The organism is Maritalea sp. YIW29 (genome assembly GCF_057219265.1).
In genome coordinates this window covers 718,027-744,780 of the sequence record NZ_JBXVVF010000002.1, presented here as the reverse complement: position 1 = coordinate 744,780, position 26,754 = coordinate 718,027, and the positions used below count along the sequence as shown (strand labels likewise).

The window sequence follows — 26,754 nt, the reverse complement described above, 5'->3', positions numbered from 1 at the left end:
CCCCACTAACCGCCAAGGAAGCTTTGGGCGACTTCTGGGTCATCCAACAACTCCCGCCCGGTGCCTGTGTACCGGTTTTTGCCACCTGCCAACACAAAGCCTTTTGAGGCAAATTCAAGTGCTTGGCGGGCATTTTGTTCCACCATCAATATGCCCACACCGGACTTATTGACGTTCACTACTGTTTCAAAGATTTCCATCATATAGCGTGGGCTTAACCCAGCAGAAGGTTCATCTAACAATAGTAGTTTGGGTTGGCTCATTAAGGCGCGTCCCATCGCCACCATTTGCCGTTGTCCGCCTGACAACTCACCTGCCTTTTGGCGGCGCTTGTCTTTAAGCGGCGGAAACATCTCATAAACGTAATCCAGCGTCGCGCTGATATCATCGTTGCGAATATATGCACCCATTTCCAAGTTTTCATGGACCGTCATGTCGGTGAAAACATTGAATTCCTGCGGCACAAAGCTTAGCCCCAAAGGTACCAGCTTATCGGGAAGCATGTTTGCAATCTCAACCCCATCAAGGACGATCTTGCCTTCTGTCACTTGCAAAAGGCCAAAGATGGCTTTCAATGTGGTGGATTTCCCTGCGCCATTTGGCCCAACGATAACCCCAATATCTTCGCGATCGATGGCCATGTCCACGCCATTCAGGATCGGCGCACCGCCATAGCCGGCATGCACTGCTTTGACATCTAATAAACTCACGATGCGGCCTCCACAGCTGTACCGAAATAGGCTTCGACGATTTCAGCATTGTTGCGGATTTCTTCCATCGGCCCTTCAGCAATCTTTGTGCCTTGGGCCATCACGATCACCGGATCACACAATTCGCCAATAAGATCCATGTCATGTTCAATCACAAAGAATGTATAGCCAAGCTCTTTATTCATACGCTGAATATTGCCTGCCAAATCCTTGAGCAAAGTCTTGTTCACACCAGCAGCAACCTCATCGAGCAGCACCGCTTTTGCATCGGTCATCATGGTGCGACCGAGTTCCAAAAGCTTCTTCTGCCCACCAGATAAATTGCCCGCCAACTCGTTTTTGACGTGGCTAAGATGCAAGAAATCGATGACATCCAAAGCCATTTTGCGCACTTCGTGATCAAACTCGGTCACATGGCGAACGCTGAACCAAGATTGAAACAAGCTTTCGCCAGGCTGATCAGCCGCGGCGACCATCAAGTTTTCCAACGCAGTCATGTGCGAAAATTCGTGCGCAATCTGAAATGTGCGCAACATGCCTTTGGCATGAAGTTCGTGCGGTTTTAACGCGGTGATATCCTCACCATTAAAGATAATTTGGCCTTCATCAGGCGGTAAATTCCCCGCAACAATGTTGAAAAGCGTGGTTTTGCCCGCGCCATTGGGACCAATCAACCCTGTGATCGACCCCGTTTCAACTTGCAAAGAACAATCAGATACGGCCTTTAACCCTCCAAAACTTTTGGAGACCCCCCTGACCTCAATCATGTTTTCTTTTTCCACCCCGTATATTCCCCTTTTTTCGGAGTTTATATTTTTAGTTAAACTGCCCTAAAACCGACCTATTGGTCAATCAATACCTCCCTAGGCCTTTAGAACAATCCAAGCACCGCATTAGCCGTTGATCGATTGCATGCGAAAGGCACATCATAAAGCGTCGCCAATCGAATTAATGCTTTAACGTCTACGTCATGCGGCATTGCGGTCAGGGCATCTATGAAAAAAATCAAACCGTCAAGTTTGTTTTCGACAATCATGGCGCCCAGCTGGGCGTCGCCACCCAATGGCCCACTCTTCAGCAGGGTGATGTCGAGCCCTGTTTCTTCCACAATCCGCGAACCGGTTGTTCCAGTTGCAAAGAGTTCAAGGGAGGTCAGTTTTTGTTGATGACTTGCGCACCATTGTGCCAAAAGCTCTTTCTTGTCGTCATGTGCGACAAGCCCAATCGACTTCTTCATATACGCATCAGGTCAAATTTTGTCGACCTGCCCCCTAACTACAACTACCAACTAGATATAGCAAAGTGGGCTGAAATGCCAATGAAGGAAATGCCAAGTCGTCCAAGACTGAGTGTTGATCAATCAGTCCCTAATGAAACTAGACCACCGCAATCTCGCCTGCGGCTGATGCACCAAAAAAGACCGCTCGGCATTTCATCCGAACGGTCTTGATGTTACGCGGTGAGGTCGTAGGTAAACTTTTATCTAGAACTCTTTCCACTCAGCATCTGTATCAATAGCTGCATTGCCTTGGCTTAGATATGCCCCTGCTGCTTGTTGTTGCAATGCCCGAGCGTCTTGACGCTGTTCTTGGCGTGGTTCTTCTTGTGGTTCTGGTGCAGTTTGCTCTGTAGGTGGAGCAACCACGTGGTTGGCATCAAGACGGAACTGCTCGATCACTTGATCAAGTTCAGAAGCTTGGCTCTCTGTCTGATCAATAGCTGCATTGGTTTCTTCAACCAGAGCCGCATTGTGTTGGGTCATCTCGTCCATCTCGCGGACGGAGGTCGAGATTTCAGAAATCGCATTGGCCTGCTCTTGGCTTTCACGTGCGATCTCGTCCATGAGGGAGGTCACCCCCTTAACGCTCTCCACAATACCATCAAGGTTCTCTGCGGCTTGAGCAACAAGCTTGGTGCCCCCATTCACTTCGGTAACAGACTGATCAATGAGAGCCTTCACTTCTGAAGATGCTTGCGCTGCGGATTGGGCCAAGCGACGTACTTCAACCGCCACAACCGCAAAGCCTTTACCCGCTTCACCAGCACGTGCCGCTTCAACAGAGGCGTTAAGCGCCAGCAGGTTGGTTTGGAAGGCAATGTCATCAATCATGCCGATAATGTCAGAGATCTTATTGGAAGAGGCTGTAATGCGCTGCATGGCCTCATTGGCCTCGCTCATAACCTGACCACCGCGTTCAGCAACCGCACTGGCTTCATCAGCCGAGTTCTGCGCTTGCTTTGCCCGTTCTGTATTGTCCCGCACTGTTTCTGCCAATTGCTCGGTAGAGGCAGAAGTTTCTTCAATCGAAGCTGCCTGACGGGTGGTGCGCTCAGAAAGATCATTGGCACCGGATAGGATTTCCCCGGTGGCTTGTTTAAGCGATCCGGACGTATCTCTAAGGCTAGAGATTACTTCGGTCAGCTTATCCGCCACCCGGTTGGTGTCGTTCTTGAGCTGGAGGAACGAGCCTTGATAGTCCCCTTCCATCCGCTGGGTGAGGTCGGTATTGGCAAGAGCTGAAAGCACCTCACCGGTTTCGGTGACACCGCGATCAACAGTTTCCACCAGCTCGTTCACCCCATGGGCCAAACGGTTCAGTTCCTCATCTGGGAACTGGGCTTCCACCCGGCGGGAAAAGTCACCTGCCACCGCAGCGTCCACCACTGCACCAAACGCCTGCTGCAAATCTTGCATCATCTTGGCGCGTTCTGATGTCCGCTCACGCTCGGCGATCTTTTCTTCCTCGGTCATTTGGTTCACCCGAAGACCGTTCTCCCGGAACACTTCAACGGCCCGTGCCATTTCGCCGAGCTCGTTCGTGCGGTTGGTGAAGGGGACTGTATATTCCAAATCACCGTCAGCGATTTCAGTCATTGCCTGAGAAATCCGTGGAATGGGTCCCATCAAGATCCGAGAAACAACAACCGCGACAATACTTGCAACCACAAGCACAATGACAGAGACAAGTAGGATTAGCTCAAGCAGATGCGAAATTTCACCAGCGAATTCCGAAATTGGCGCACCAACGAAAATGGCGCCGACAACTTCTGCTTTTTTGTTCTGGATCGGTTGGTAGACAGCATAATAGTCAATGCCGCGAATATTCACCTCACCCGCAAACTTTTCATTTGCAATTAGGCTTGCAAAAGCAGGATGAGTTGCATCTAAAACATATTCTTTATCTCGAACGCCCTCTTCGATTTCCAAAGTCGTGGTGAACTGAACAAACCCTTCCTGTTCAGCGTCAAACCGCAACAAGGAAGCAGGCTCCTTTGTGATATTCTTGATCGAATCCACCATATCGTCTGTACGCAGTTTCGGCATGCGGAAAGTTGTGATGGTTGTGATTTCGCCAAACTCGTCCCGTGCCATTTCTGAACCGGGCATTTGAGTTTCAAGTACCGCAATCGTGGTGCGCATATTCGCCAATTGTGACGTTTTAGCATGCTTGAGCACATCGCTTGAAACTTGAAAATAGATGGGTATTCCAACTGCAGCAATTGTCGTCGCGATGCTTACAACAACGAATAAGGCAATCGATGTGGTCAATTTTGGCTGGCCAAGCTTAAATCGATTTGATTTTGCCATTCTTATTTTGCGTTAAGTATTGGTACAAGTACGGACTTAACGCACCCCTTTTGTAATTCTAATTTGACGCAAGTGTAAATCATCTTAGTAAATTCAACTTTAAGAGAAAATGTAACTGTTAATTAACCACGCAAAACGGCGCATTGGTGCGCGCGTCGCGCGTGGGATCGCTTTATCGCCATTGAAACGAAATAGGGCGCCGCAAATTGCGACGCCCTCAATTCTCAAAATTGAAGATTAATGGATTAGAATTCTTTCCATTCTGCATCCACATCAACCGCTGCGCTACCCTCGCTTAGGTATTTTTTCGCTACGCTTGCCGCTTTTTGCTGCAGGCCTTTAATGCCGATATCCACAGGAAGCTCTTTTGGCACTTTGTTGTCGGCGCCTACCGGAAGACGTGGTGTTCCTCCAGTTGCGGTCACAAATACATCGACAATGCGATCCAGCTCATTGGCTTGACCTTCGGTCTGCTCAATGGCTGCGTTGGTCTGTTCAACCAATGCCGCATTGTGTTGGGTGGTCTCATCCATTTCGCGGACCGCTGTGTTGATTTCCTCAATTGAAGAGGCTTGCGATTTACTCTTCTGCGCAATTGAAACCATCAACTCATTGTTTTGGCGTGCTGCTTCCAACATCACTTCAAGATTGTCTGCGGCTTGGGAAACAAGTTTCGTGCCACCGCCAACTTCAGTTACCGATTGATCAATCAAAACCTTCACTTCAGATGAAGCTTGGGCCGCTGATTGCGCCAGACGTCGAACTTCAACCGCAACAACCGCAAATCCTTTACCAGCTTCTCCGGCTCGGGCCGCTTCAACTGAGGCATTCAAGGCAAGCAAGTTCGTTTGGAAAGCAATGTCGTCGATCATGCCGATAATGTTTGAGATTTTGCTAGAGCTATCCGTAATACGACCCATTGCCTCAGTGGCTTGGCGCATAACATCGCCGCCCTCTTCTGCAGTGTTGCGAACCTTGTCCGCAATTTCACTCGCCGCATCAGCCTCTTTTGCGTTTTCAAGCACGGTCTCAGAAAGTTGTTCCATTGCCGCAGATGTTTCTTCAATGGTCGCGGCCTGCCGGGTTGTACGTTCAGAAAGGTCATTTGCGCCTTCCAGAATTTCGCCTGTGGCATTCTTCAATGCTGAAGATGTACCGCGCAACTGGCCGACCACATCAGTCAAACGATCGGCGACACGGTTGGTATCGTTTTTCAACTGTAAGAACGCGCCTTCGTAACTGCCGTCCATGCGTTTGGTCAGATCCGTATTGGCCAATGCAGCCAAAACTTCGCCGGTGTCGCGAATGCCGCGATTTACCGTCTCAACAAGAGAGTTCACACTGCGTGCAAGTTTTACCAACTCGTCATCAGCCACATCTTCACTGACCCGCTGAGAAAAGTCGCCAGCGGCTGCGGCGCCAACAACGACGCCAAGTCCTTGCTGGAGGTCGCTCATCATTGCGTTTCGTTCTGCAATTGCTTTCTGACGTGCAGCTTCTTCAACACCTAGCTCAGAAACCCGGACCGCATTTTCACGGAAGACTTCCACAGCTCGGGCCATACCGCCAAGTTCGTCTTCTCGTTCAGTACCTTCCACAACCACATCGAGTTCATTTGCAGCCAGAGAACCCATGACGTCGGTCATTTTTGTCATTGGTCCAGTGATTGCTCTGCCAAACAACCATCCCACGGTTCCGATGATCAATAGCAGGAGAACACTAAGCCCAGCCATTGTAATTTGTAGCGTACTAACCGATGCAAGCGCTTCAGCTTTAGATTGCGCCACAACAACTGCCCAATGTATCCCATGGAACTCAAACGGTGCGGCGGCCATAAGCATCGGCATGTTTCTGTAATGGCTAATTTCTCCGTGGGTTGGAGAACCCTTAATTGCAGCATCTATTGCGTTGTCTTTAAATTCAGTTGTTAAAGTATCGTTCTCCTCAGTGAAGAGAGAGTCATTTCGCAAGAAATGATCTTCACCCACAATAATAGATTCGCCGGTCTCGCCCAAACCAGCATTGCTGCTCATCAATTCATTGATTGCATCAATCGGCATTTGATAGGCGAGAACACCAATGCGTTTTTTGCCATCAAAGATCGGCGTTGCCATAAAGCTTGCCGGTGCACCTGCGCTTGGCGCATATGGCTTGAAGTCGAGGAAGAGTTCTTCGCCCTTGTTCAAGGCTATTGCCCCGCGGAAGGCATTTCCGAGATCCGTATCAGCCCATTGTCCGCCGCCGGTCTTAAAGTTTGTGGCATAGTCCAATTCCTTATAGACGGAATAAACCAGCTCACCTTGTTCGTTGAACAGGAATATGTCGTAAAAGTCCCAACGCTCCAAATGTTCGCGGAAGTGGGGGTGAATTTCGCCATGCACTTTGTCATAATCCGTGCCGGTCTTTGCTTCGTCAAGCAAGTGCTTGGAGCCCAACGGGTTTGGATTTTTGTCAATATAGGCAGACTGAAGGGTCTTTGTTTTGTCGCCCTCGATTTTGCCCCAAGCCTCATTAAAAGACTTCAAGGTCGAAATCGTTAAAGGGTTATGAGCCGTTAGTTCAAGATCGCTGGCAATATTCTTGATGTAAATTTCCAGCTCATGTGCATGAGCTGCAGCGCTTGTTTCTAGCTTTTCATATTCTGCATGTTCAATCAGATTGGACCCAACCAACACGCTAGCGGTTCCAAGCGCCAACCCCACTGCAACAACGCTGCCAATGACCAATGCTGGAAGCTTTTGCGAAATCTGTAACCGCGACAATATTTTCATTTATCTACCCCTTTAGCCACGCGCGGACCCCCGCACGTCGTCCTTTTGGTACAAGACTGCTGGCCAACTGGAATCTAAAATGGAAAGATTCGTGATCGGCAATGGCTTCAAAAAAGTCGGCAACATACATCTTGTACTTGATATGTTTACCGAGAAAGCGGTTAACGCCTTCTTACTGTGGCCCAATAACGCATTGATCAACTTTTTCGAACAATTCAAAATTCCACAAAAAAACCCGCATATCGAAATATGCGGGTTCAATTATTAATTCTGGCTATAGAGATTAGTTAGGCAAACCCACTACATCCAGTTCAAGCATGAGGTTTTTCCAACCATCAAGGGCGGTTTGCGCCTCTTGTTTTGCCTGATCTGTTGTTGCGCCACTAAGTGCTTCTTGCGCACTTACAATTGCAGCGTCCAGTTCAGAACGGTCAAAGTCCGCGCCGGACTTCGCTTGTTCAGCAAGAATAGTTAAGCCCGCGTCAGAAACATCGGCGAAACCGCCTTGCACATAATAGGTCTTTTCAGAACCACCAGATGTCACAGTTACAAAACCCGCTTTCAACGTTGTCATCAACGCCGCATGGTCGCCCATTACGGTAAAGTAGCCATCAGCACCTGGCACCGTGACAGACGATGCCTGTTCACTGAGCACCAGGTTTTCTGGTGAAACGATTTCGATTTTAATGCCGTCGGCCATTAAACCCTCGTTTCCTTACGCAGCTTCCGCTGCAAGTTTTTGCGCTTTCTTCACGGCGTCATCGATTGTGCCAACCATGTAGAATGCAGCTTCTGGAAGGTGATCATATTCACCAGCAACCAAGCCTTTAAACGCTTTAACGGTGTCTTCAAGTCCAACAAAGATACCAGGCGTTCCGGTAAAGATCTCCGCAACGTGGAATGGCTGAGACATGAAGCGCTCAATCTTACGGGCACGTGCCACTGTAAGTTTGTCTTCTTCAGAAAGCTCGTCCATGCCCAAAATCGCAATAATATCTTGCAATGATTTGTAGCGCTGAAGGATTTCTTGAACGTCACGAGCCACTTGATAGTGCTCTTCACCCACAACTTGTGGATCCAATAGACGCGAGTTTGAATCCAATGGATCCACCGCAGGGTAAATACCCTTTTCAGAGATCGCACGGTTCAAAACGGTCGTCGCATCCAAGTGAGCAAATGTTGCAGCAGGCGCAGGGTCGGTCAAATCATCGGCAGGCACGTAAACGGCTTGCACTGAAGTAACAGAACCTTTTGATGTTGTTGTAATCCGCTCCTGCATGGCACCCATGTCAGTCGCCAATGTAGGCTGGTAACCCACAGCTGAAGGAATACGGCCCAACAAAGCAGACACTTCTGAACCAGCTTGGGTGAAGCGGAAAATGTTATCAACAAAGAACAACACGTCCTGGCCTTCGTCACGGAACTGTTCCGCAATTGTTAGACCAGTCAAAGCCACACGAGCACGGGCTCCTGGGGGCTCATTCATCTGACCAAACACAAGCGCGCATTTAGAACCTTTTGCGCCTTTTTCTTGGTTCACACCCGATTCAATCATTTCCCAGTAAAGGTCATTACCTTCACGTGTACGCTCACCAACGCCCGCAAACACAGAATAACCACCGTGATTGTTCGCAACGTTGTTGATCAATTCTTGAATAAGAACGGTTTTACCAACACCAGCACCACCGAAGAGGCCGATTTTACCGCCCTTCGCATATGGCGCCAACAAATCCACAACCTTAATACCGGTTACAAGAATTTCAGCTTCTGGTGATTGCTCAACAAAATCTGGTGCTTCTTGGTGAATTGCGCGTTTTTCTTTGGTTTTGATCGGACCAGCTTCGTCAATCGGCTCACCGATTACGTTCATAATCCGGCCAAGAGTTTCTTCGCCTACTGGAATAGTAATGGCAGTACCTAGATCGACAACTTCTTGCCCGCGAACGAGCCCTTCAGAAGTGTCCATCGCAATGGTGCGTACTGTGTTCTCACCCAAGTGCTGGGCGACTTCCAATACCATCCGGTTGCCGTTATTTTCTGTCTCGAGTGCGCCAAGAATTGGCGGTAGTGCGCCGTCAAACTCAACGTCTACCACCGCGCCAATGACTTGCGCAATTCGTCCGACCTGTTTCGCTTTTGCAGCCATGGTCTGTCCTCGTTTCTTCTTAGAGCGCTTCTGCGCCTGAGATAATTTCAATCAATTCTTTAGTGATCTGAGCTTGGCGCTGACGGTTGTAGCTAATTTCAAGCTTGTTGATCATGTCGCCAGCATTACGGGTCGCATTGTCCATCGCGGACATTTTGGCACCCATTTCACCAGCTGCATTTTCAAGTAGCGCATGGAAAATTTGCACGGACACATTACGTGGCAACAAATCTTCCAAGATAGCTTCTTCGCTTGGCTCATATTCGTAGTTGGTTGCTTCACCCGATGCTTGCTCATCATCAAAGGAAGCTGGAATAAGCTGATGTGCGGTTGGCACTTGGCTAATTACAGACTTAAACTTTGAATAGAACAACGTCGCTACGTCAAATTCACCAGCGTCAAACATTGCCAACACGCGATCGCCAATGTCTTTTGCGTGGGTGTAACCAATTTGTTTCACTTCACGCAAAGTGATCAGATCTTCCATTTGGTCAGCGAACAAACGCTTTAAGACGTCATGTCCTTTTTTGCCAACGCAAAGAATTTTGACTGCCTTGCCTTGTGCAATCAACTCATTCGCATGATCACGGGCAAGCCGTGCAATTGATGAGTTAAAGCCGCCGCAAAGACCACGTTCCGCGGATGCGACAATAAGCAAATGTGTCTGATCGTTACCGTTTCCACCAAGTAGCTGCGGTGCACCTTCACGGCCCTTATAGGCCGCGGCCAAACCGGCAAGCACATCATTCATGCGCTCAGCGTATGGCCGGGCACTTTCAGCATTCTCTTGCGCACGGCGCAGCTTTGCAGCTGCAACCATTTGCATTGCCTTGGTGATCTTCTGGGTCGACTTGACCGAAGATATCCGGTTTTTCAGGTCCTTCAATGAGGGCATAGCACCTCAGCTCCTTGTCAAAACCTAAGTTGCTTAACCTGCAAAAGTCTTGGCGTAATCGCCAATCGCTGAATGCAATTTCTCACGAGTGTCGTCAGAAAGTGCTTTATCTTTTGCAATTGTATCAAGCAAATCTTGGTGCTTAGAGCGCAATGCGCCAAGCAAACCTTGCTCAAACTTTTGAACGTCACGAACACTAACTGTATCGATGTAGCCTTCAACGCCCGCAAAAATCACAGCAACTTGCTCTTCAGTTTTAAGCGGTGAGAATTGTGGTTGCTTAAGCAGCTCCACCAAACGTTCACCACGGTTCAACATTTTCTGCGTCGCCGCATCAAGGTCAGAACCAAACTGAGCAAACGCAGCCATTTCACGATATTGGGCCAATTCACCCTTAATCGAGCCGGCAACTTGCTTCATTGCTTTAATCTGAGCCGCTGAACCCACACGAGACACTGACAAACCAACGTTCACAGCAGGACGGATACCTTGGAAGAACAAATCAGTTTCCAAGAAGATCTGACCGTCGGTGATCGAAATCACGTTTGTCGGAATATATGCAGAAACGTCGTTCGCTTGTGTTTCAATGATCGGCAAAGCAGTCAAAGAACCAGAACCGTGATCTTCGTTCAACTTGGCTGAGCGCTCAAGTAGACGTGAGTGAAGATAGAACACGTCACCAGGATAAGCTTCACGTCCAGGTGGACGACGAAGAAGAAGCGACATTTGACGATAAGCCACAGCTTGCTTTGAAAGATCGTCATAACCGATCACAGCATGCATGCCATTATCACGGAAATATTCGCCCATTGTACAGCCGGTAAACGGTGCCAAGAACTGCATTGGAGCTGGATCAGAAGCGGTCGCAGCAACAACGATAGAATATTCCATCGCACCAGCATCTTCTAGCGTCTTCACGAACTGAGCAACAGTTGAGCGCTTTTGGCCAACAGCTACATAGATACAATAAAGTTTTTCGTTCTCGTCATCACCAGCGTGTGCAGGCTTTTGGTTCAAAAACGTATCCAAAAGGATCGCTGTTTTACCTGTTTGACGGTCACCAATGATCAATTCACGTTGGCCACGGCCAATCGGGATCATTGAATCAACTGATTTCAAACCAGTAGACATTGGCTCATGCACAGACTTACGTGGCAAAATGCCAGGGGCCTTAACATCAACAAGCTTACGGTTTTTCGACTTGATTGGGCCTTTACCATCAATTGGGTTACCCAAACCGTCAACAACGCGACCGAGCAATTCTTTGCCAACGGGAACGTCAACAATTGAACCGGTACGTTTAACAGTGTCGCCTTCTTTAATGGCACGGTCAGAACCAAAGATAACAACACCTACATTGTCAGCTTCAAGGTTCAACGCCATCCCTTTAATGCCGCCAGGGAACTCAACGAGCTCACCAGCCTGAACATTATCAAGACCGTAAACACGAGCAATACCATCTCCAACGGAGAGAACTTGCCCTACTTCTGAGACTTGCGCCTCTTTCCCAAAATCTTTGATTTGATCTTTGAGAATGGCAGAAATTTCTGCAGCTTTAATATCCATTAGCCGACCTCTTTCATGGCGATCTTCATGGCTGTCAATTTCGTCTTGAGCGAGGAATCGATCATCTGAGAACCAACCTTAACGATTAGCCCGCCGATAAGATCAGCATCCACATGCTGCTCAAGCGTGACATCCTTACCAATTTTCTCTTTTAGAGCCTTAGCAAGGCTGTCCTGGTGTGCTTTCGAAAGCGGCTGAGCAGAGGTTACTTCGGCGTGTACTTCACCCCGATCCTGTGCAGCAAGCGCTTTGAACTGTGAAATCATTTGCGGCAAAGCAAACAGACGTTGGTTTTTTGCCACTAGATTTAAGAAATTCGCTGATATGCCTTTTAGTTTGGCTTTTTTGACCAAGGCAACAACCACAGCACTTTTATCGTCACCCGAAACAACTGGGCTTTTCAAAAAGTCAGAAAATTCTGTGCTGCCATCGATCAATTTCAAAAGGCCATCAAAAGCCTTTTCAACACCCGCAACGTCTTTTGCTTCCTGCGCCAAATCAAATAGCGCAGAAGCGTAAGGACGGGCGATTGTAACGAGAACCGAGTTTTGTGCGCTCAAAGCCTCTATACCCCAATCAATTGCAAAAATTCGCCTTACCAATCCCTTGCAAGCAACTGCCTGCAAACCGGCGGGAATTTTCATGGTGTTTGGAGGCTGGCACTAATGCCCTCCTCAGCTATCGCGCACCGTCTACCACAAGCATTTAGGCCGTGCAATAGACCTTTGGCTAATTTTGGGTAGACTCATTTGTCGCAAGCGCTTTTTTATGGATCGAGGTGAATTTTTACGGATTTTACCCACAGATTGAACCAATTTGATCAAAAACGTCTGTATCTCAATAAAAACTCATCGGATCAATATCGACCTGCACCCTCAAATTTCCAGTGACTTTAGGTCCCTCTTTCAGCCAAAACCGCACATAAGCGGACAAATCGAACTGTTTGTCGCTTTGCACAAGCAGTCTGACCCGGTGTCGCCCCCGCACCATGGCAACGGGTGCATCTGCGGGACCAAACAGTTTTAGCTTCATTTCATCCGGCGCCTTTGGCGCCATTACCGCCAATCCTCGCGCGTGATTAAACGCCACATCATGTTCTGTTGCAGATACAATAAGTGCCGCCAAACGTCCGAACGGCGGCAAACCAACCGATTCTCTGGCCTTTAGCTCGTGCTTATAAAACGCTTCCCTGTCACCGCGCACCATGGCCTGCATCACTGCATGTTCAGGCACATAGGTTTGTAGGAACGCGCGGCCGGCCCTGCCAGTTCGTCCAGCGCGGCCAGTAACTTGTGTTAGAATTTGAAATGTTTTTTCTGCAGCCCGAGGATCACCATGGGCCAACCCTAAATCCGCGTCCAACACGCCCACCAAATTGAGTTTGGGGAAATGATGTCCCTTAGCGACCAATTGCGTGCCGATGATTAAGTCATAATCACCGCGGGCAATTTCTTCAAAACGCTCTCGTGCTGCGGCAATTCCGCCCATATCCGACGAAAGTATGACCCGTTTCGCATCCGGAAAACGCCGGGCCGCTTCTTCAGCGATTCGCTCAATGCCCGGACCGATAGGAATAAGCGAATCGTCTGCCCCACATTCCTTACATTGTTTTGGCTTTTGCACTTCATGTCCGCAATGGTGACAAGAAAGTACGCCCCGGAACCGATGCTCCACCAGCCAGGCCGAACAATCCGGACATTGATATTGATATCCGCAATCCCGACAAAGCGTCAGCGGTGCATAGCCACGCCGATTGAGGAACAATAAAACCTGTTCCTTTTTGTCCAGTGCAGAAAAAATCTCGCGCGCCAGCCTTGGTGAAATCCATTCGCCTTTTTCTGGTCCATCCTCTTTCATATCGATGGCCGTAATGTCCGGCATTTTCGCATCCGCGAAACGTCCCAACATGGTCACATGTTTGTACCGGCCTTGTTCCGCATTGTTTCGGCTTTCAACCGATGGGGTCGCAGAAGACAATATCACCCGGGCCTTGGACAGATGAGCACGCACAACGGCCATGTCCCGCGCGTGATAATTCACCCGATCAGCTTGTTTGAACGCTGTATCGTGTTCCTCATCAATCACGATCAGGCCAAGATCGGGGAACGGCAAAAACAAAGCCGAACGCGCGCCGACAACGGCCTGTACTTTACCCTGTGCTACCGCCCGCCACATCCGGGCCCGTTGCACCGGCGTCATATCCGAATGCCATTCACCTGGGCGGGTACCAAACCGATCCTCAAACCGCTTGAGAAATGTATTGGTCAGCGCAATTTCTGGCAGCAAGATCACCGCCTGCCGCCCAGCCCGCAAACAGTCCGCCACGGCTTCAAAAAACACTTCTGTCTTGCCGGAACCTGTCACCCCATCCAAAAGCGCAACACCAAACTCATCTGGCTTGTGTTCTCGAAGCAGTGCCAACGCCGCTTGCTGTTCGTCATTAAGTTGCAACGGCGCATGATCAGGAATTGGTGGTTGCACAATTGGTGGGGGCGGCACGAAACTTTGCTCAAGCACCCCAAGTTTCACCAACCCGTCAATGACAGTTGGGCTGACCCCGCTCTCACCGATCAACGCACGCTTTTGCCAAGCGAACCCATCTTCCATCACATCGATTAACCGTTGCCGAGCACCTGTCATGCGATCTGGCAATTCGCCAGTAAAACGATAAACCGCAATTGGCTTGTCCTGACCAAATGCCTCGGGGGACCGCAATACACCCCGCAACACCATTCCCGGCTGCGCCAATGTATATTTGGCGATCCAATCGACCAACTTCATCAACTCTTCGGTCAGTGGTGGCGTGTCGAAAACCAAATCGATGTCTTTCAATCGATTATGGGCGAATTTGTCTTTTGGTTCGCCCCAAACGACCCCAGTGACTTTGCGCGGCCCAAGCGGCACCTGCACAACAGAGCCGCGAACGACATCCATTCCGTCCGGCACCCGATAAGAATAAGGTCCATCAACAGCAACGCTGACCATTACTGAAACCACATCTGGGGAGATTTGACCCATTCCGTACCTTTTTAGAATCGAATTAGACATTGAGCCTAAAACGGGACAGGCAAAAAAACGAGGCCGATTTCAATTTTGGTAAGCCTCAATCGATAAACTGAGCAAATGAACGAGCTTTTGATCACCAAAGACAAAAAAGTCGCCACCTATATGGCCATGTGGCAGGACGAGCTGTCCTCCCTACGTCGGCTGAGTGACAAAACGCTCGTTGCCTATGATCGTGATGTGGAGCAAATGCTGCGTTTCTTCACCGCCCATTGCGGCGGACCGGTAAGCGCAAAGGTCTTAAACGAACTAACCCCCGCCGATTGGCGAGGCTTTATGGCAAGCCGCCGCCAAAATGGCGCAGGTAACACGACAATGGCGCGTGGTCTCTCCGGGATTAAAAGCTTCTTCGCCTTCTTGGAAAAGGAAGGTTTCGCGTCAGCTGATAGCCTTGCCGCCATCAAAGCTCCCAAAAAGAAACAGTCGCTCCCCAAAGCCCTTACCGCAATCGACGCGAAAAAACTCATAAATGACGCTGATCTTGCAGACGAAGAACCTTGGATTACCGCCCGAGATGTTGCGCTGATGTCTCTTTGCTATGGCGCGGGTTTACGCATTTCAGAAGCTCTATCATTAACCGGTCAAGATTTACTCGATAAGAACTCCCTGCGCATTGTTGGAAAAGGCAATAAAACACGGCTCGTGCCCATCTTGCCCGTTATCTATGCCGCAATAGAAGAATACCAAAAACTTTGCCCCTATCAGCCTGACCCCGCTGATCCAATATTTCGCGGCGCGCGCGGCGGCCCTCTAAACCCACGCCTATTGCAACTAAAAATGCAAAAATTGCGTTCAGCCTTTGGCCTGCCAAATTCAGCAACGCCCCATGCCTTGCGGCATAGTTTTGCAACTCATCTTCTGGCGGGCGGCGGCGATCTCCGTGCCATTCAAGAATTATTGGGCCATGCATCATTATCCACGACGCAGATTTATACAAAGATTGATAGCGCTCAATTGATGGAATCTTATCTTAAGGCCCATCCGCGCAGCTAATCGACCGCCAAATTTAGTTGCGCGCTAATTCGAACCGATTAATGACAATTGAGCATTGGCACAACCAATTCTTTCAGCCTAAACTCGCCTTCCCGCCTTTGGCCATTTCGCCAACACGTCTTCTGGAGCAAATCGCATGCAAAATATTAAAGATATGATCGCCCATCTTGTGAGTTTTGATACTGTTTCATCAAAATCAAATCTTGCGCTTATTGAAGACGTGAAATCATATCTCGCAGACCATGGGATTGAGAGCCATCTGGTGCCGAACGAAGATGGCACCAAAGCAAACCTTTATGCCACCATCGGACCAAAAGTTGCTGGCGGCGTTGTGCTGAGTGGACATACGGACGTGGTGCCGGTTGACGACCAAAATTGGACAACGGATCCATTCAAAGTGGTGGAAAAAGATGGCCGCCTATATGGGCGCGGCACCTGCGACATGAAAGGCTTCTGCGCCATGGGGTTGGCACTTGTGCCTGAAATGCTCAAAGCTGACCTCAAAAGGCCAATCCATATCGCGCTCTCTTATGATGAAGAATTGGGCTGCCTTGGCGCACCCTTTATGATTCGGGAAATGGCGAAAGTTTTGCCTCCAATCGATGCAGTTATTGTGGGAGAACCCACAAATATGCAGGTGGCTGAGATGCATAAAGGCGTTCATTCTTCAACTGTGCATGTTTCTGGCCTTGAAGCCCATTCAAGCCAAACTCATTTGGGCGTTAGCGCGACGCGCTATGCCGCAAAGATAGTCAACTTCATCAATGATATCCACGACGAACTGCTGGCGAACCCATATGAAGGTCTTCCGCTAGAGCCCAACCACTCAACAATCAATGTAGGTCGAATCCATGGTGGCATTGCCGACAATATCGTCGCTAAAGATTGCACTTTCACTTTCGATTACCGGGTGCTGCCTCAGGAAGACCACGCCGCCATTGTCGGCAGGATCGATGCGTATATGGCCGAGCTAGAAGCCGAAATGAAGGCAAAATACCCTGAAAGCTCGATCACTCAAGACCCCATTTGGACCCCCGGCTTTGCCGCGCCAAAAGACGATCCAGCAAAATCTTTAGCCATGCGCCTTGCGGGTAAAAACGAAACCATCGGCGTGCCCTATGGCACCGAGGCAGGCCAATTCCAAAATGATGGTGGATTTTCCACCATCGTATGTGGACCCGGCTCAATTGACCAAGCCCATAAGCCAGATGAATTTATCGAACTCAGCCAAGTTGAATTGGGTGTTCAATTTATCCGGGACTTGATCGAACATCAGGCGAGTGACAATAGATGAGCACTGCAACAAAGGCTGGAAACCAGATCATCTGGGGCTACGTCATAGGTGGTGTTGGTGCATGTTTTTTCGCCACCAAAGGCATCTTCATCAAACTCGCCCTCATCGAAGATGTTAACATCCTAACCATCCTGACATGGCGGATGATCTTAGCGGTGCCTGTTTTCGTGTTGATCGGCTATTTTGGCTATCGCCACCGAAAAGCCACCACGGACCAACCGCTAATCACAGGCAAAAGGGCGATTGCCGTCGGGCTGATCGGGTGCTTGGGTTACTATGTCGCGTCCTATCTCGATTTCGCAGCCCTAACCTACATTAGCGCGCAATTAGACCGTTTGATCTTGCTGACTTATCCCATTTTTGTGGTGTTGATCGGGGCCGTCATCTATCGCCGCAAAATCAAACCCATCATGATTTTCACCCTTATGCTCTCTTACGCAGGGTTAGCACTTATCTTTGCCCGTGACCTGCAATTGGACGGCCCAGACACGATTGTCGGCTCTTTGTTGGTGTTGGGTGCAGCGCTTTCCTTCGCGATCTATCAATTGCTGGCGAAATCTCACATCGATATCATCGGTGCGCGGCTCTTTACCTCAATAGCCATGACAGCTGCAGGGGTTGGGGTGATCGGCCAATATTTGCTGACCCACAATATCAGCGAGTTGATCTTGCCGGATCGCGCCATGTGGCTGATGTTCGCCATTGCTGCCTTTTCCACCGTTTTACCAGCATATCTGATTTCAATTTCCATTGGCATGGTCGGCCCTGCGCCTACGGCCGTCATCGGCAATGTATCAACCATCGTCACCATATTGCTCGCGGTCACGGTGTTGGGCGAGGCCTTTACACTGTGGCATGCCATCGGTTCGATTATGGTTTTAATCGGTGTCATCAGCTTCACCCAAATCGATCGACGGGCAAAGGAAGCCGCTGCGCGAAAAATTCAAATTCCGTCTTAGCCCACCCAGCGATAATTCACGTCGCCATGGAGCTGACATTTTTCGCCTTCAAATTGGAAAAAATCGATTCGGCTCAAAGGATGTCTGCAATGATCAAATCTGTTCTCAGTGCCACACTTTTAGTGTCAACTATGCTGTTCACACAAACGGCACAGGCCTCTACCGCTTGCACCAATGCCAACTTGTACAATGAGTTGCAGACCTCGGACCCAACCGCCTACGCGGCGATTACCGCAGAGGCCGACAATACGCTGAACGGGCGAGGCACATTCTGGAAGATCAGCCACGAAGATGACGATCATGTATCTTGGCTTTTCGGCACAATCCACAAATCAGATCCGCGCATTACTTCCTTGCCGAAAAATGTGATTGCAGCGCTAGAGCAAGTCGACACATTCGCAGGTGAGCTAGACAGCTCTCAAACCAACTATGAAATGGGCTTGATCATTGGTGGCTCACCCGAACTGATGTTCCAGCAAGATGGACAAAAGCTGAGTGACAATCTCAGCCCAGAAACAGTGACCCAAGTTGATCAAATCTTAAATGAACGCGGTTCTGATTTCGATCAAATCGATCCAATGCAAGCTTGGCTCAGTGCTTCCTTGATGGCCTTTAGCCTATGCGACGTTGAAATGGGCATGTCCGATACCAACTTTCTAGATGTCGTCATGGAAAACGATGCGCGTGCAGCCGGTATACAAATCGTCGGGCTAGAAACTGTACGCGAGCAAATTGACGCGATCAGCAATATCGACAAGACCTTCTTTTACAAATCTCTTGATGATGCCGCGCAACAATATCGCGACGGCATATTTGATGACATTCTACAAACCGCAACCGAACTCTATTTGAGCGAAGAAATAGGCGTCATGCTGCCGCTCATGATGCACTATTCCCACAGTCTTAAAAGTAATGATGCAGATATGCTGAGCTTTCAGCGCCAACTGCTAGATGACCGTAATGTCGGCATGGTGGAAAAGTCAGCAGCACTGATCGAACAAGGTCCAACCTTCATCGCCGTCGGTGCATTGCACCTAGTCGGCGAAACAGGCCTCGTCGAAGGCCTGCGCAATGAAGGTTATGCGGTGGAACGGGTATTGTTGGAACGGTAGGAAATCAACCCAACAATCCCGCAACGTGATCCTGCCCGCGCAAAATTTGTTTGGCAAATGTCGCGCTATCAATATTCGCGCCGCACACAACCATCGCTGTCTTTTTGCCAGCGACTTTTGACCTTAGCGGTCCTAGGGCAGCAGCAAGCGTTGCCCCGGCGGCGGGCTCAACTGCAAATTTCAGTTCTTCTTGGTAAAGCGCCATGCCGGCACAAATCTGATCGTCGGAAACCCTAACCACTTCATCCACGAAAGCTTTGTTGAGCTCAAAACTATAGGGCAATGAATATGGCGGCGCTAAACTGTCAGCAATCGTACCAATTTCATCCATCGTCACTGGTTTGTCCTGTGCACGAGATGCACTCATGGACGCAGCACCGGTTGGTTCAACACCATAGACTTTGCATTTTGGATTGATCAGTTTCACTGCGCTCGCAACGCCTGAAATCAACCCGCCGCCACCAATGGAAACGATGACTGCGTCCAAGTCAGCAACATCGCGCATGAGTTCCAGCCCAACACCAGCAGCGCCCAACGTTGTATTCACACCCTCAAATGGATGAACGAATGTGCGTTCCTCTTCTTTTTCAAGACGTTGAACTTCTGCGAAGGCAGCGCCAATATCATCGCAAAGTATGACTTCTGCGTCCTCCGCTTTCGAGCGTTCGATGCGCAAAGGGTTAGCCGTTTTGGTCATCACAACCTTGGCCGAAATGCCCGCCTTCTTTGCCGCCCAACTGGCTGCAATCGCGTGATTGCCTGCGCTCACTGCGGTGATGCCGTTTGCCTTTTGCGCATCAGACAAGGAATTGACAACCGACAGTGCGCCTCTTGCCTTGAACGTGCCGGTATGTTGCAAGAGTTCTAGTTTCAAATAGAGGTCAGGGCCAAGAACGTTGCTCAAAATGCTCGATGCCGCCTGGGTGGTTGGCGTATGCAAAACCTCATTCTTCAAAGAGGCGTAGCGCGCTTCAATTTCATCCAATGTTGGCAAATCGACCATTCAAAAACTCCCACAAAAAAGTGCCGGAGAAATTCTCCGGCACTTATATTAGATCATCAAATGAGGCCATGCTCAAACATTATGGCTCAATTACATATGACAAAGCTCAGTTACATATGAATTGTGCCATCGCCACAGCCCATTGCCGCTTCGCGTACTGCTTCTGACATTGTTGGGTGCGCATGACAGGTTCGTGCCAAATCCTCAGCCGAACCGCCGAACTCCATCAAAACTGCCAATTCGTGGATCATCTCACCAGAACCCCTGCCGATAATATGAGCGCCGAGCACACGGTCCGTGTTTTTGTCAGCAATGATTTTCACAAAACCGTCTGGTGAAAGCATCGCTTTAGCCCGCGCATTTGCGGTGAAATTGAATTTACCAATTTTATATTCGATGCCAGCTTCTTTGACTTCTTCTTCGGTTTGACCGACGGACGCCACTTCTGGGCTCGTGTAAACAACACCCGGGATCACCCCATAATTGACGTGTCCAGCTTGCCCTGCCAAAATCTCAGCAACAGCAACGCCCTCGTCTTCAGCTTTGTGCGCCAACATTGGGCCAACAATCACATCACCAATCGCGTAAATGCCATCAACATTTGATTTATAGTGCGCATCAGTTTTCACCCGGCCGCGTTCATCAAGCGCCACGCCAGCTTCTTCAAGGCCTAGACCTTTTGTGTATGGCGTACGACCAATCGCAACGAGGATAACATCTGCCTCCAGCTCTTCCGCATCGCCACCGGACGCAGGCTCGACAGTTGCTTTAAGAACGTCGCCAGAATTGTCAACGCCAGTAACTTTTGTGCCAAGCTTGAATTTGAAGCCCTGCTTTTTAAGCGTCCGTTGGAAGTTTTTGGCGATCTCGCCATCCATGCCCGGCAAAATCCGATCAAGAAACTCAACAACTGTAACTTCCGCGCCCAAACGCGACCAAACTGATCCCAATTCGAGCCCGATAACCCCGGCGCCAACAACCAGCATTTTCTTCGGAACTTCTTTCAGTTCCAGCGCACCGGTTGAAGAAACAACACGTTGCTCATCAACTTCGATCCCCGGAAGGTTTGCTGAATCAGAACCTGTCGCAATCACGATATTTGTGGTCTCAATGACCTGCTCAGATCCGTCTTCAGCGGTGACTTTAACTTTGCCCGGGGCTTCGATTTTGCCCAAACCATGGAATGCTGTGATCTTGTTTTTCTTCAACAAAAACTCAATACCAGTGGTGTTGGATGTCACAGTGGTTTCTTTGTGCTTAAGCATGCCATCCAGATCCAACTTTGGATCAACAACAATGCCCAATTTGGCAAATGAGTGGTTTGCTTCTTCAAAAAGCTCTGAAGCATGCAACAAGGCTTTAGAGGGAATACAACCAATGTTGAGGCATGTGCCGCCATGGGTTGCGCGTTTTTCAACAACCGCCACTTTCATGCCCAATTGAGCCGCGCGAATTGCGCCCACATAACCGCCAGGGCCAGTTCCGATAAAGGTGAGATCAAATTTGTCCGACATAAAAGCCTCTTAAGAATTATAAACCCGTTTAACTAGGCGGATTGTTTCCGCCCGATTTTTTTACTCAGTTGCTCCAAAACATGGCCGCAAACAATGGTTGCATCATCAACACCAAACCCAATGCACTAAATTTCCAAATGAATGTGCGCACATAAGGTGTGCCGATCAAATAGGCTGGCAAAAACAAAATGCGGGCCCAAAAATAGATATGTGCACCGTAAAATGAAAACCCACTATTGGCGCTCGTCAGCTCAATAGCCAAAACCAAAGCGATAAATATCGGATAGGTTTCAACAAAATTGCGCAATGCTCGGTTCGCGCGTGCAGCCAAACCGCTTGGCTGTTTTTCTTCATCCCGGGCCGTCACGGTATAATGGTTGCCGACCTGGGCCTTGAACAAAAAACTTTGTGTGGTGACATAGACCAACGCCACCACCGTGCTCCAGACCAGAAGAGTTAGTTCAACTGACATGTTTGCGCTCCTTAATCGCGCAACTTCTTCTGCTACAGATCCAGAACCAGACGTTGCGGATCTTCCAAGCTTTCTTTCAAACGCACCAAGAATGTCACGGCCTCTTTGCCGTCAACGATGCGGTGATCATATGAAAGGGCCAAATACATCATGGGACGAATGACAATCTCGCCATTTACCACCACTGGGCGCTCTTGGATTTTGTGCATACCCAAAATGCCAGATTGCGGCGCATTCAAAATTGGCGTCGACATAAGCGAGCCGTAGACACCACCATTTGAAATGGTGAACGTGCCGCCTTGCATATCTGCCATGGACAGTTTGCCATCACGCGCTGAACGACCCAAACGACCAATTTCTTGCTCGACTTCGGCAATAGACATTTGGTCCGCATCGCGTACCACCGGCACAACAAGGCCTTTTTCTGTACCAACAGCGACGCCAATGTGAGCATAGTTTTTGTACACGAGGTCCTTGCCGTCAATCTCGGCATTAACCGCAGGGATTTCTTTTAGCGCATGACAAACAGCACGGGTGAAAAAGCCCATAAAACCAAGCTTTACGCCATGCTTTTTCTCGAACAAATCTTTATATGATTTGCGCAAATCCATCACGGGCTTCATGTCCACTTCATTAAAAGTGGTCAACATGGCCGCTGTATTTTGCGCCTCTTTCAGCCGTGTTGCGATGGTTTGGCGCAAACGGGTCATTTTCACCCGCTCTTCACGTGGCGCATCCTCAGCGCTTGAGGGCGCACGAGCTGGCGCTGGTGCAGCACTTGCTGCAACCGACGTGCCAATATTTGCTGCCGCTGCAATCACGTCGCCTTTTAACACCTGGCCGCGTTTGCCCGAACCATCTACATCGCTTGCGCTGATGTTTTTCTCAGCCATCATTTTAGCTGCTGATGGCGCAGGTGGCATGTCACCGCTCGCCGTCGGGGTTGAAACAATAGGGGCCGGAGCCGGCGCTGCGGCCGCAACCGCGGCAGCGCCGCCTTCACCCGGTTGCACGCGGGCAAGCACGGCACCAACTTCAACTGTCTCACCACTTGGGGCAACAATTTCAATCAAAGTACCTGCAACGGGCGACGGTACATCCATCGCCGCTTTGTCAGTCTCAAGCTCAACAATTGCTTCATCAACGTCTACGCGGTCGCCGACTTTTTTGAACCATTCACCAACATCTGCTTCAACCACAGATTCACCTGCCGCTGGAACCAAAATTTCTATTGGCGCTGCATCATTTTTATCTTCGCTCGCCATTGTGGCCTCGCTTGTTTCTTGTTCATCTTGATCTTGCGCAACCGGCGCCGTCGTGGCGCCACTTGCCGAAATGGCGCCAATCAATGCGCCAACTTCCACCGTTTCGCCTTCTGAAAAGCTGATCGCTTCCAAAATGCCGCCCGATGGTGCAGGGACTTCAATCGTCACCTTATCAGTTTCCAGTTCAACCACCGGTTCGTCTGCCGCTACAGCATCACCGACCTTTTTGAACCATTGCCCGATTGTGGCTTCCGAAACACTTTCACCTAGTGTGGGTACTCGAATTTCAACTGACATAGCACGAATTCCAATCTAAAATTCTCTTAGTCAATTAGGGACTAACCCTATTCCGCAAACGCTTCGTCTAAGAAGGCCTGCAATTGCGCCAAATGTGTCCGCATCAAACCCGTTGCTGTGGAAGCAGAAGCGGCGCGACCAACATAGCGTGGGCGTTCGCCAGCGCGATCCATTTGCTCCAACACCCATTCAACATAGGGCTGAATAAACGCCCAAGCGCCCATATTCTTAGGCTCTTCTTGGCACCAAACAACTTCGGCATTTTTGAACCGCGAAAGTTCATCATGCAATGCTTTAGCGGGGAACGGATAAAGCTGTTCCAAACGCATAAGATAGACATCATCAACACCGCGTTTTTCACGATCTTCAAGCAGATCGAAATAAACTTTACCCGAGCACAGGATCACCCGACGAATTTTCTCATCCGCCTGCAATTTGATTTCGGTTTTGCCGTTTGGCGTTTCCGCATCATCCCACAAAAGACGGTGGAATGTGCTGTCTGGTCCCAATTCTTCAAGCGAAGAAACACAGCGTTTGTGACGCAAAAGCGATTTCGGCGTCATCAGCAATAATGGCTTACGGAAATCACGTTTAAGCTGGCGGCGGAGAATATGGAAATAGTTCGCCGGGGTCGTACAGTTCGCTACTTGCATATTGTCTTCCGCACAAAGCTGCAAATAGCGCTCCATCCGCGCAGACGAGTGTTCTGGACCTTGGCCCTCGTAGCCATGGGGCAACATCAAAACCAAGCCAGACATACGCAACCATTTGCGCTCGCCCGAAGAAATGAACTGATCGATCAGTACCTGCGCGCCGTTCACAAAGTCACCGAACTGAGCTTCCCAAATGGTTAGCGCGTTAGGCTCGGTCAATGAATATCCATATTCAAATCCAAGAACCGCTTCTTCTGAAAGCATCGAGTTGATCACTTCATAGCGTGCTTGGCCCGGATCAATATTGTTCAACGGCGTATATTGGCTGCCATTTTGTTGATCATGGATCACGGTGTGGCGCTGCGAAAACGTTCCCCGCTCACAATCTTGACCAGAAAGACGAACAGGATGCCCTTCATTCACAAGTGAACCAAACGCCAACGCTTCGGCCAATGCCCAATCGACACCCTCACCCGCATCAATCACCTTACGGCGATTATTCATGAAACGTTTGATGGTTTTATGGGCGTCAAAGCCTTCAGGCACTTCGGTTATCTTGTTGCCAACTTGAACCAACTTATCCATGTCGACGCCGGACTTACCGCGACGGGCACCGTCTTCGGCCATGGAAAGGTTTTTCCACGCCCCATCCATCCAGTCGGCTTTGTTTGGCTTATATTCGTCACCTGCGTCGAACTCACCCTGCAGGTGATTGCGCCATTCGCCAACCAGTTGCTCGACTTCGGCCGCGCTCAACACGCCTTCTTTCACCAAACGCTCAGAATAAATTTCAAGCGTTGAACGATGTGCGCGGATCTTTTTGTACATTTCTGGCTGTGTGAAGGACGGCTCATCGCCTTCATTATGACCGAAACGACGGTAGCAGAACATGTCGATCACGACCGGTTTTCTAAACTTCTGTCTAAATTCGATCGCCACTTTCGCCGCGAACACAACCGCTTCAGGATCGTCACCATTGACGTGAAGCACCGGTGCTTCAATCATTTTGGCGACGTCAGTCGGGTATGGCGAAGAGCGCGAATTTTTCGGTGCAGTGGTGAAACCAATTTGGTTGTTGATCACAAAGTGGATCGAACCACCTGTACGATGCCCTTTAAGGCCTGAAAGACCAAAACATTCTGCGACAACGCCCTGGCCTGCAAACGCCGCATCACCATGCAACAGCAAAGGCAACACAGACGAACGATCAGTCTCAGTCGGCCGCACAAATATGCCATCTTGGGCATTGTGTTGATCCTGTTTTGCCCGCGATTTGCCAAGCACAACCGGGTTCACGATCTCAAGGTGTGACGGATTTGCGGTCAGCGACAGGTGAACTTTGTTGTCGTCAAATATGCGGTCAGATGATGCGCCAAGGTGATACTTTACGTCCCCAGAACCCTCAACATCGTCTGGAACAGCAGAGCCACCTTTAAATTCGTTGAACAGCGCCCGGTGTTTTTTACCCATGACTTGGGTCAAAACATTCAAACGACCACGGTGCGCCATGCCCAATACGATGTCTTTAACGCCCAAAGCACCACCACGTTTGATGATCTGCTCAAGAGCTGGAATTAGGCTTTCGCCGCCATCCAAACCAAAGCGCTTAGTGCCTGTATATTTAACATCCAAAAACTTCTCAAAACCTTCGGCTTCGATCAGCTTTTTCAAAATTGCTATACGACCTTCTTTGGAAAAAGCGATTTCCTTGTCTGGTCCTTCGATACGTTCCTGCAACCAACCCTTTTCGGCGGGGTTTGAAATATGCATGAATTCGATCGCGAAGGTCGAACAATAGGTTCGCTTCAATATGTCGATCATCTCTGGGATGGTCGCATATTCAAGGCCTAGATAATTATCAATGAAAATCCTGCGGTCGTGATCTGCAGGCGTAAAACCATAGCTCGCGGGGTCTAGCTCTGGCGCATCTTCCAAAACGGCGATGCCAAGTGGATCAAGATCAGCATGCAAATGGCCACGCATCCGATAAGCGCGGATCATCATAATCGCATGAATAGAATCGCGTGTTGCCTGCTGCACATCTTCAGAAGTTAAGTCTTGGCCTGATGAGATGGCCTTTTTGGCAACTGCATCAATTGAACGCTTTTCGAGATCGCCCCAATCGCCATCGAAGGCGGAAACAAGATCACCGCTCTCCGCCTTAGGCCAATCTTTGCGCGCCCAAGATGGACCTTGCGCGCTTTTAATAACGTCTAGCGCATCATCATCCAATGAGCCAAAAAAAGACCGCCACGTCTCGTCAACATTGGCGGGGTTCTCTTGAAATTTCGCATAAAGCTCTTCGATATAGCCCGCATTGCCCCCATCTAGGAAGGAAGTGAGCAGAAACGCAGAGTTCTGTTCTTGTCGTGTCATGACTTGCCTGGCGAGGAGTGGCCTCGTCGTCCCCTAATCCAAATACCTTCTTTTCTTTGAAGGTAGTAAACAAATC

The 26,754-nt window shown here is 49.5% G+C and carries 20 protein-coding genes; 4 read left to right on the top strand and 16 right to left on the bottom strand.

Going from position 1 to position 26,754, the window contains the following annotated elements; translation table 11 throughout:
* Positions 1 to 5: 5 nt before the first annotated feature.
* The 11 genes from AC2D8L_RS12830 to AC2D8L_RS12780 all read right to left on the bottom strand — a co-directional run bounded on the left by AC2D8L_RS12830 (position 6) and on the right by AC2D8L_RS12780 (position 14,695).
* On the bottom strand, positions 6 to 710 hold the full coding sequence (locus AC2D8L_RS12830; protein WP_484685879.1) for an ABC transporter ATP-binding protein: 705 nt from the start codon (positions 708 to 710) through the stop codon (positions 6 to 8).
* Positions 707 to 1,477 (bottom strand): ABC transporter ATP-binding protein, encoded by a 771-nt coding sequence (locus AC2D8L_RS12825; RefSeq protein WP_484685878.1) that lies wholly within the window; start codon positions 1,475 to 1,477, stop codon positions 707 to 709. Before AC2D8L_RS12825 ends, AC2D8L_RS12830 begins: the two co-directional genes overlap by 4 nt.
* A 104-nt stretch (positions 1,478 to 1,581) precedes the next feature.
* Positions 1,582 to 1,947, bottom strand: coding sequence for a methylglyoxal synthase (locus AC2D8L_RS12820; RefSeq protein ID WP_484685877.1), 366 nt, complete (start codon positions 1,945 to 1,947; stop codon positions 1,582 to 1,584).
* 246 nt (positions 1,948 to 2,193) lie between these two features.
* Positions 2,194 to 4,299 (bottom strand): methyl-accepting chemotaxis protein, encoded by a 2,106-nt coding sequence (locus AC2D8L_RS12815; RefSeq protein ID WP_484685876.1) that lies wholly within the window; start codon positions 4,297 to 4,299, stop codon positions 2,194 to 2,196.
* Positions 4,300 to 4,544: 245 nt separating this feature from the next.
* The gene (locus AC2D8L_RS12810; protein WP_484685875.1) at positions 4,545 to 7,070 is read right to left on the bottom strand and encodes a methyl-accepting chemotaxis protein; all 2,526 of its coding nucleotides are present in this window, start codon (positions 7,068 to 7,070) and stop codon (positions 4,545 to 4,547) included.
* A 283-nt stretch (positions 7,071 to 7,353) separates the two neighbouring features.
* Entirely contained in the window at positions 7,354 to 7,770 is a 417-nt protein-coding gene (locus AC2D8L_RS12805; RefSeq protein ID WP_484685874.1) for a F0F1 ATP synthase subunit epsilon, read from the bottom strand.
* A 15-nt stretch (positions 7,771 to 7,785) separates the two neighbouring features.
* Complete coding sequence (gene atpD / locus AC2D8L_RS12800; protein WP_484685873.1) at positions 7,786 to 9,216, bottom strand: F0F1 ATP synthase subunit beta; 1,431 nt, start codon at positions 9,214 to 9,216, stop codon at positions 7,786 to 7,788.
* Between the two features lie 19 nt (positions 9,217 to 9,235).
* The gene (locus AC2D8L_RS12795) at positions 9,236 to 10,111 is read right to left on the bottom strand and encodes a F0F1 ATP synthase subunit gamma (protein ID WP_484685872.1); all 876 of its coding nucleotides are present in this window, start codon (positions 10,109 to 10,111) and stop codon (positions 9,236 to 9,238) included.
* A gap of 33 nt (positions 10,112 to 10,144) precedes the next feature.
* Positions 10,145 to 11,677, bottom strand: coding sequence for a F0F1 ATP synthase subunit alpha (gene atpA / locus AC2D8L_RS12790; RefSeq protein WP_484685871.1), 1,533 nt, complete (start codon positions 11,675 to 11,677; stop codon positions 10,145 to 10,147).
* On the bottom strand, positions 11,677 to 12,237 hold the full coding sequence (locus AC2D8L_RS12785; RefSeq protein ID WP_484685870.1) for a F0F1 ATP synthase subunit delta: 561 nt from the start codon (positions 12,235 to 12,237) through the stop codon (positions 11,677 to 11,679). Before AC2D8L_RS12785 ends, atpA begins: the two co-directional genes overlap by 1 nt.
* A gap of 277 nt (positions 12,238 to 12,514) precedes the next feature.
* Positions 12,515 to 14,695 carry a primosomal protein N' gene (locus AC2D8L_RS12780; RefSeq protein ID WP_484685869.1) on the bottom strand — a complete coding sequence of 727 codons (2,181 nt, stop codon included), beginning with the start codon at positions 14,693 to 14,695 and terminating at the stop codon, positions 12,515 to 12,517.
* Positions 14,696 to 14,800: 105 nt separating this feature from the next.
* Here AC2D8L_RS12780 and AC2D8L_RS12775 point away from each other — a divergent pair, with 105 nt between their 5' ends.
* The 4 genes from AC2D8L_RS12775 (at position 14,801) to AC2D8L_RS12760 (ending at position 19,098) form a co-directional block, all read left to right on the top strand.
* On the top strand, positions 14,801 to 15,733 hold the full coding sequence (locus AC2D8L_RS12775) for a tyrosine recombinase XerC (protein ID WP_484685868.1): 933 nt from the start codon (positions 14,801 to 14,803) through the stop codon (positions 15,731 to 15,733).
* A gap of 136 nt (positions 15,734 to 15,869) precedes the next feature.
* Entirely contained in the window at positions 15,870 to 17,027 is a 1,158-nt protein-coding gene (gene argE, locus AC2D8L_RS12770; protein ID WP_484685867.1) for an acetylornithine deacetylase, read from the top strand.
* Entirely contained in the window at positions 17,024 to 17,986 is a 963-nt protein-coding gene (locus tag AC2D8L_RS12765) for a DMT family transporter (protein WP_484685866.1), read from the top strand. Before argE ends, AC2D8L_RS12765 begins: the two co-directional genes overlap by 4 nt.
* Positions 17,987 to 18,075: 89 nt before the next feature.
* Positions 18,076 to 19,098: a TraB/GumN family protein gene (locus tag AC2D8L_RS12760; RefSeq protein WP_484685865.1), complete on the top strand. Its 1,023-nt coding sequence runs from the start codon at positions 18,076 to 18,078 to the stop codon at positions 19,096 to 19,098.
* A gap of 4 nt (positions 19,099 to 19,102) precedes the next feature.
* Here AC2D8L_RS12760 and AC2D8L_RS12755 read toward each other — a convergent pair whose 3' ends face one another.
* The 5 genes from AC2D8L_RS12755 to AC2D8L_RS12735 all read right to left on the bottom strand — a co-directional run bounded on the left by AC2D8L_RS12755 (position 19,103) and on the right by AC2D8L_RS12735 (position 26,678).
* Positions 19,103 to 20,101, bottom strand: a complete 999-nt coding sequence (locus AC2D8L_RS12755; RefSeq protein WP_484685864.1) for a threonine/serine dehydratase family protein — start codon at positions 20,099 to 20,101, stop codon at positions 19,103 to 19,105.
* A 110-nt stretch (positions 20,102 to 20,211) separates the two neighbouring features.
* Positions 20,212 to 21,615 carry a dihydrolipoyl dehydrogenase gene (lpdA, locus tag AC2D8L_RS12750; RefSeq protein ID WP_484685863.1) on the bottom strand — a complete coding sequence of 468 codons (1,404 nt, stop codon included), beginning with the start codon at positions 21,613 to 21,615 and terminating at the stop codon, positions 20,212 to 20,214.
* Between the two features lie 64 nt (positions 21,616 to 21,679).
* Complete coding sequence (locus tag AC2D8L_RS12745) at positions 21,680 to 22,087, bottom strand: MAPEG family protein (protein ID WP_484685862.1); 408 nt, start codon at positions 22,085 to 22,087, stop codon at positions 21,680 to 21,682.
* A gap of 32 nt (positions 22,088 to 22,119) precedes the next feature.
* A complete protein-coding gene (gene odhB, locus AC2D8L_RS12740) occupies positions 22,120 to 23,649 on the bottom strand; it encodes a 2-oxoglutarate dehydrogenase complex dihydrolipoyllysine-residue succinyltransferase (protein WP_484685861.1) in 1,530 nt (509 codons plus the stop codon).
* 47 nt (positions 23,650 to 23,696) lie between these two features.
* Positions 23,697 to 26,678: a 2-oxoglutarate dehydrogenase E1 component gene (locus tag AC2D8L_RS12735; protein ID WP_484685860.1), complete on the bottom strand. Its 2,982-nt coding sequence runs from the start codon at positions 26,676 to 26,678 to the stop codon at positions 23,697 to 23,699.
* Between the last annotated feature and the right edge of the window lie 76 nt (positions 26,679 to 26,754).

Coding starts and splice junctions, on each gene's coding strand:
- AC2D8L_RS12795 (WP_484685872.1), bottom strand. CDS start 10,111: ATGCCCTCATTGAAGGACCTGAAAAACCGGATATCTTCGGTCAAGTCG.
- lpdA (WP_484685863.1), bottom strand. CDS start 21,615: ATGTCGGACAAATTTGATCTCACCTTTATCGGAACTGGCCCTGGCGGT.
- atpD (WP_484685873.1), bottom strand. CDS start 9,216: ATGGCTGCAAAAGCGAAACAGGTCGGACGAATTGCGCAAGTCATTGGC.
- AC2D8L_RS12815 (WP_484685876.1), bottom strand. CDS start 4,299: ATGGCAAAATCAAATCGATTTAAGCTTGGCCAGCCAAAATTGACCACA.
- AC2D8L_RS12780 (WP_484685869.1), bottom strand. CDS start 14,695: ATGGGTCAAATCTCCCCAGATGTGGTTTCAGTAATGGTCAGCGTTGCT.
- AC2D8L_RS12765 (WP_484685866.1), top strand. CDS start 17,024: ATGAGCACTGCAACAAAGGCTGGAAACCAGATCATCTGGGGCTACGTC.
- AC2D8L_RS12745 (WP_484685862.1), bottom strand. CDS start 22,087: ATGTCAGTTGAACTAACTCTTCTGGTCTGGAGCACGGTGGTGGCGTTG.
- AC2D8L_RS12755 (WP_484685864.1), bottom strand. CDS start 20,101: ATGGTCGATTTGCCAACATTGGATGAAATTGAAGCGCGCTACGCCTCT.
- argE (WP_484685867.1), top strand. CDS start 15,870: ATGCAAAATATTAAAGATATGATCGCCCATCTTGTGAGTTTTGATACT.
- odhB (WP_484685861.1), bottom strand. CDS start 23,649: ATGTCAGTTGAAATTCGAGTACCCACACTAGGTGAAAGTGTTTCGGAA.
- AC2D8L_RS12735 (WP_484685860.1), bottom strand. CDS start 26,678: ATGACACGACAAGAACAGAACTCTGCGTTTCTGCTCACTTCCTTCCTA.
- AC2D8L_RS12810 (WP_484685875.1), bottom strand. CDS start 7,070: ATGAAAATATTGTCGCGGTTACAGATTTCGCAAAAGCTTCCAGCATTG.
- AC2D8L_RS12825 (WP_484685878.1), bottom strand. CDS start 1,477: ATGATTGAGGTCAGGGGGGTCTCCAAAAGTTTTGGAGGGTTAAAGGCC.
- AC2D8L_RS12760 (WP_484685865.1), top strand. CDS start 18,076: ATGATCAAATCTGTTCTCAGTGCCACACTTTTAGTGTCAACTATGCTG.
- atpA (WP_484685871.1), bottom strand. CDS start 11,677: ATGGATATTAAAGCTGCAGAAATTTCTGCCATTCTCAAAGATCAAATC.
- AC2D8L_RS12775 (WP_484685868.1), top strand. CDS start 14,801: ATGAACGAGCTTTTGATCACCAAAGACAAAAAAGTCGCCACCTATATG.
- AC2D8L_RS12820 (WP_484685877.1), bottom strand. CDS start 1,947: ATGAAGAAGTCGATTGGGCTTGTCGCACATGACGACAAGAAAGAGCTT.
- AC2D8L_RS12805 (WP_484685874.1), bottom strand. CDS start 7,770: ATGGCCGACGGCATTAAAATCGAAATCGTTTCACCAGAAAACCTGGTG.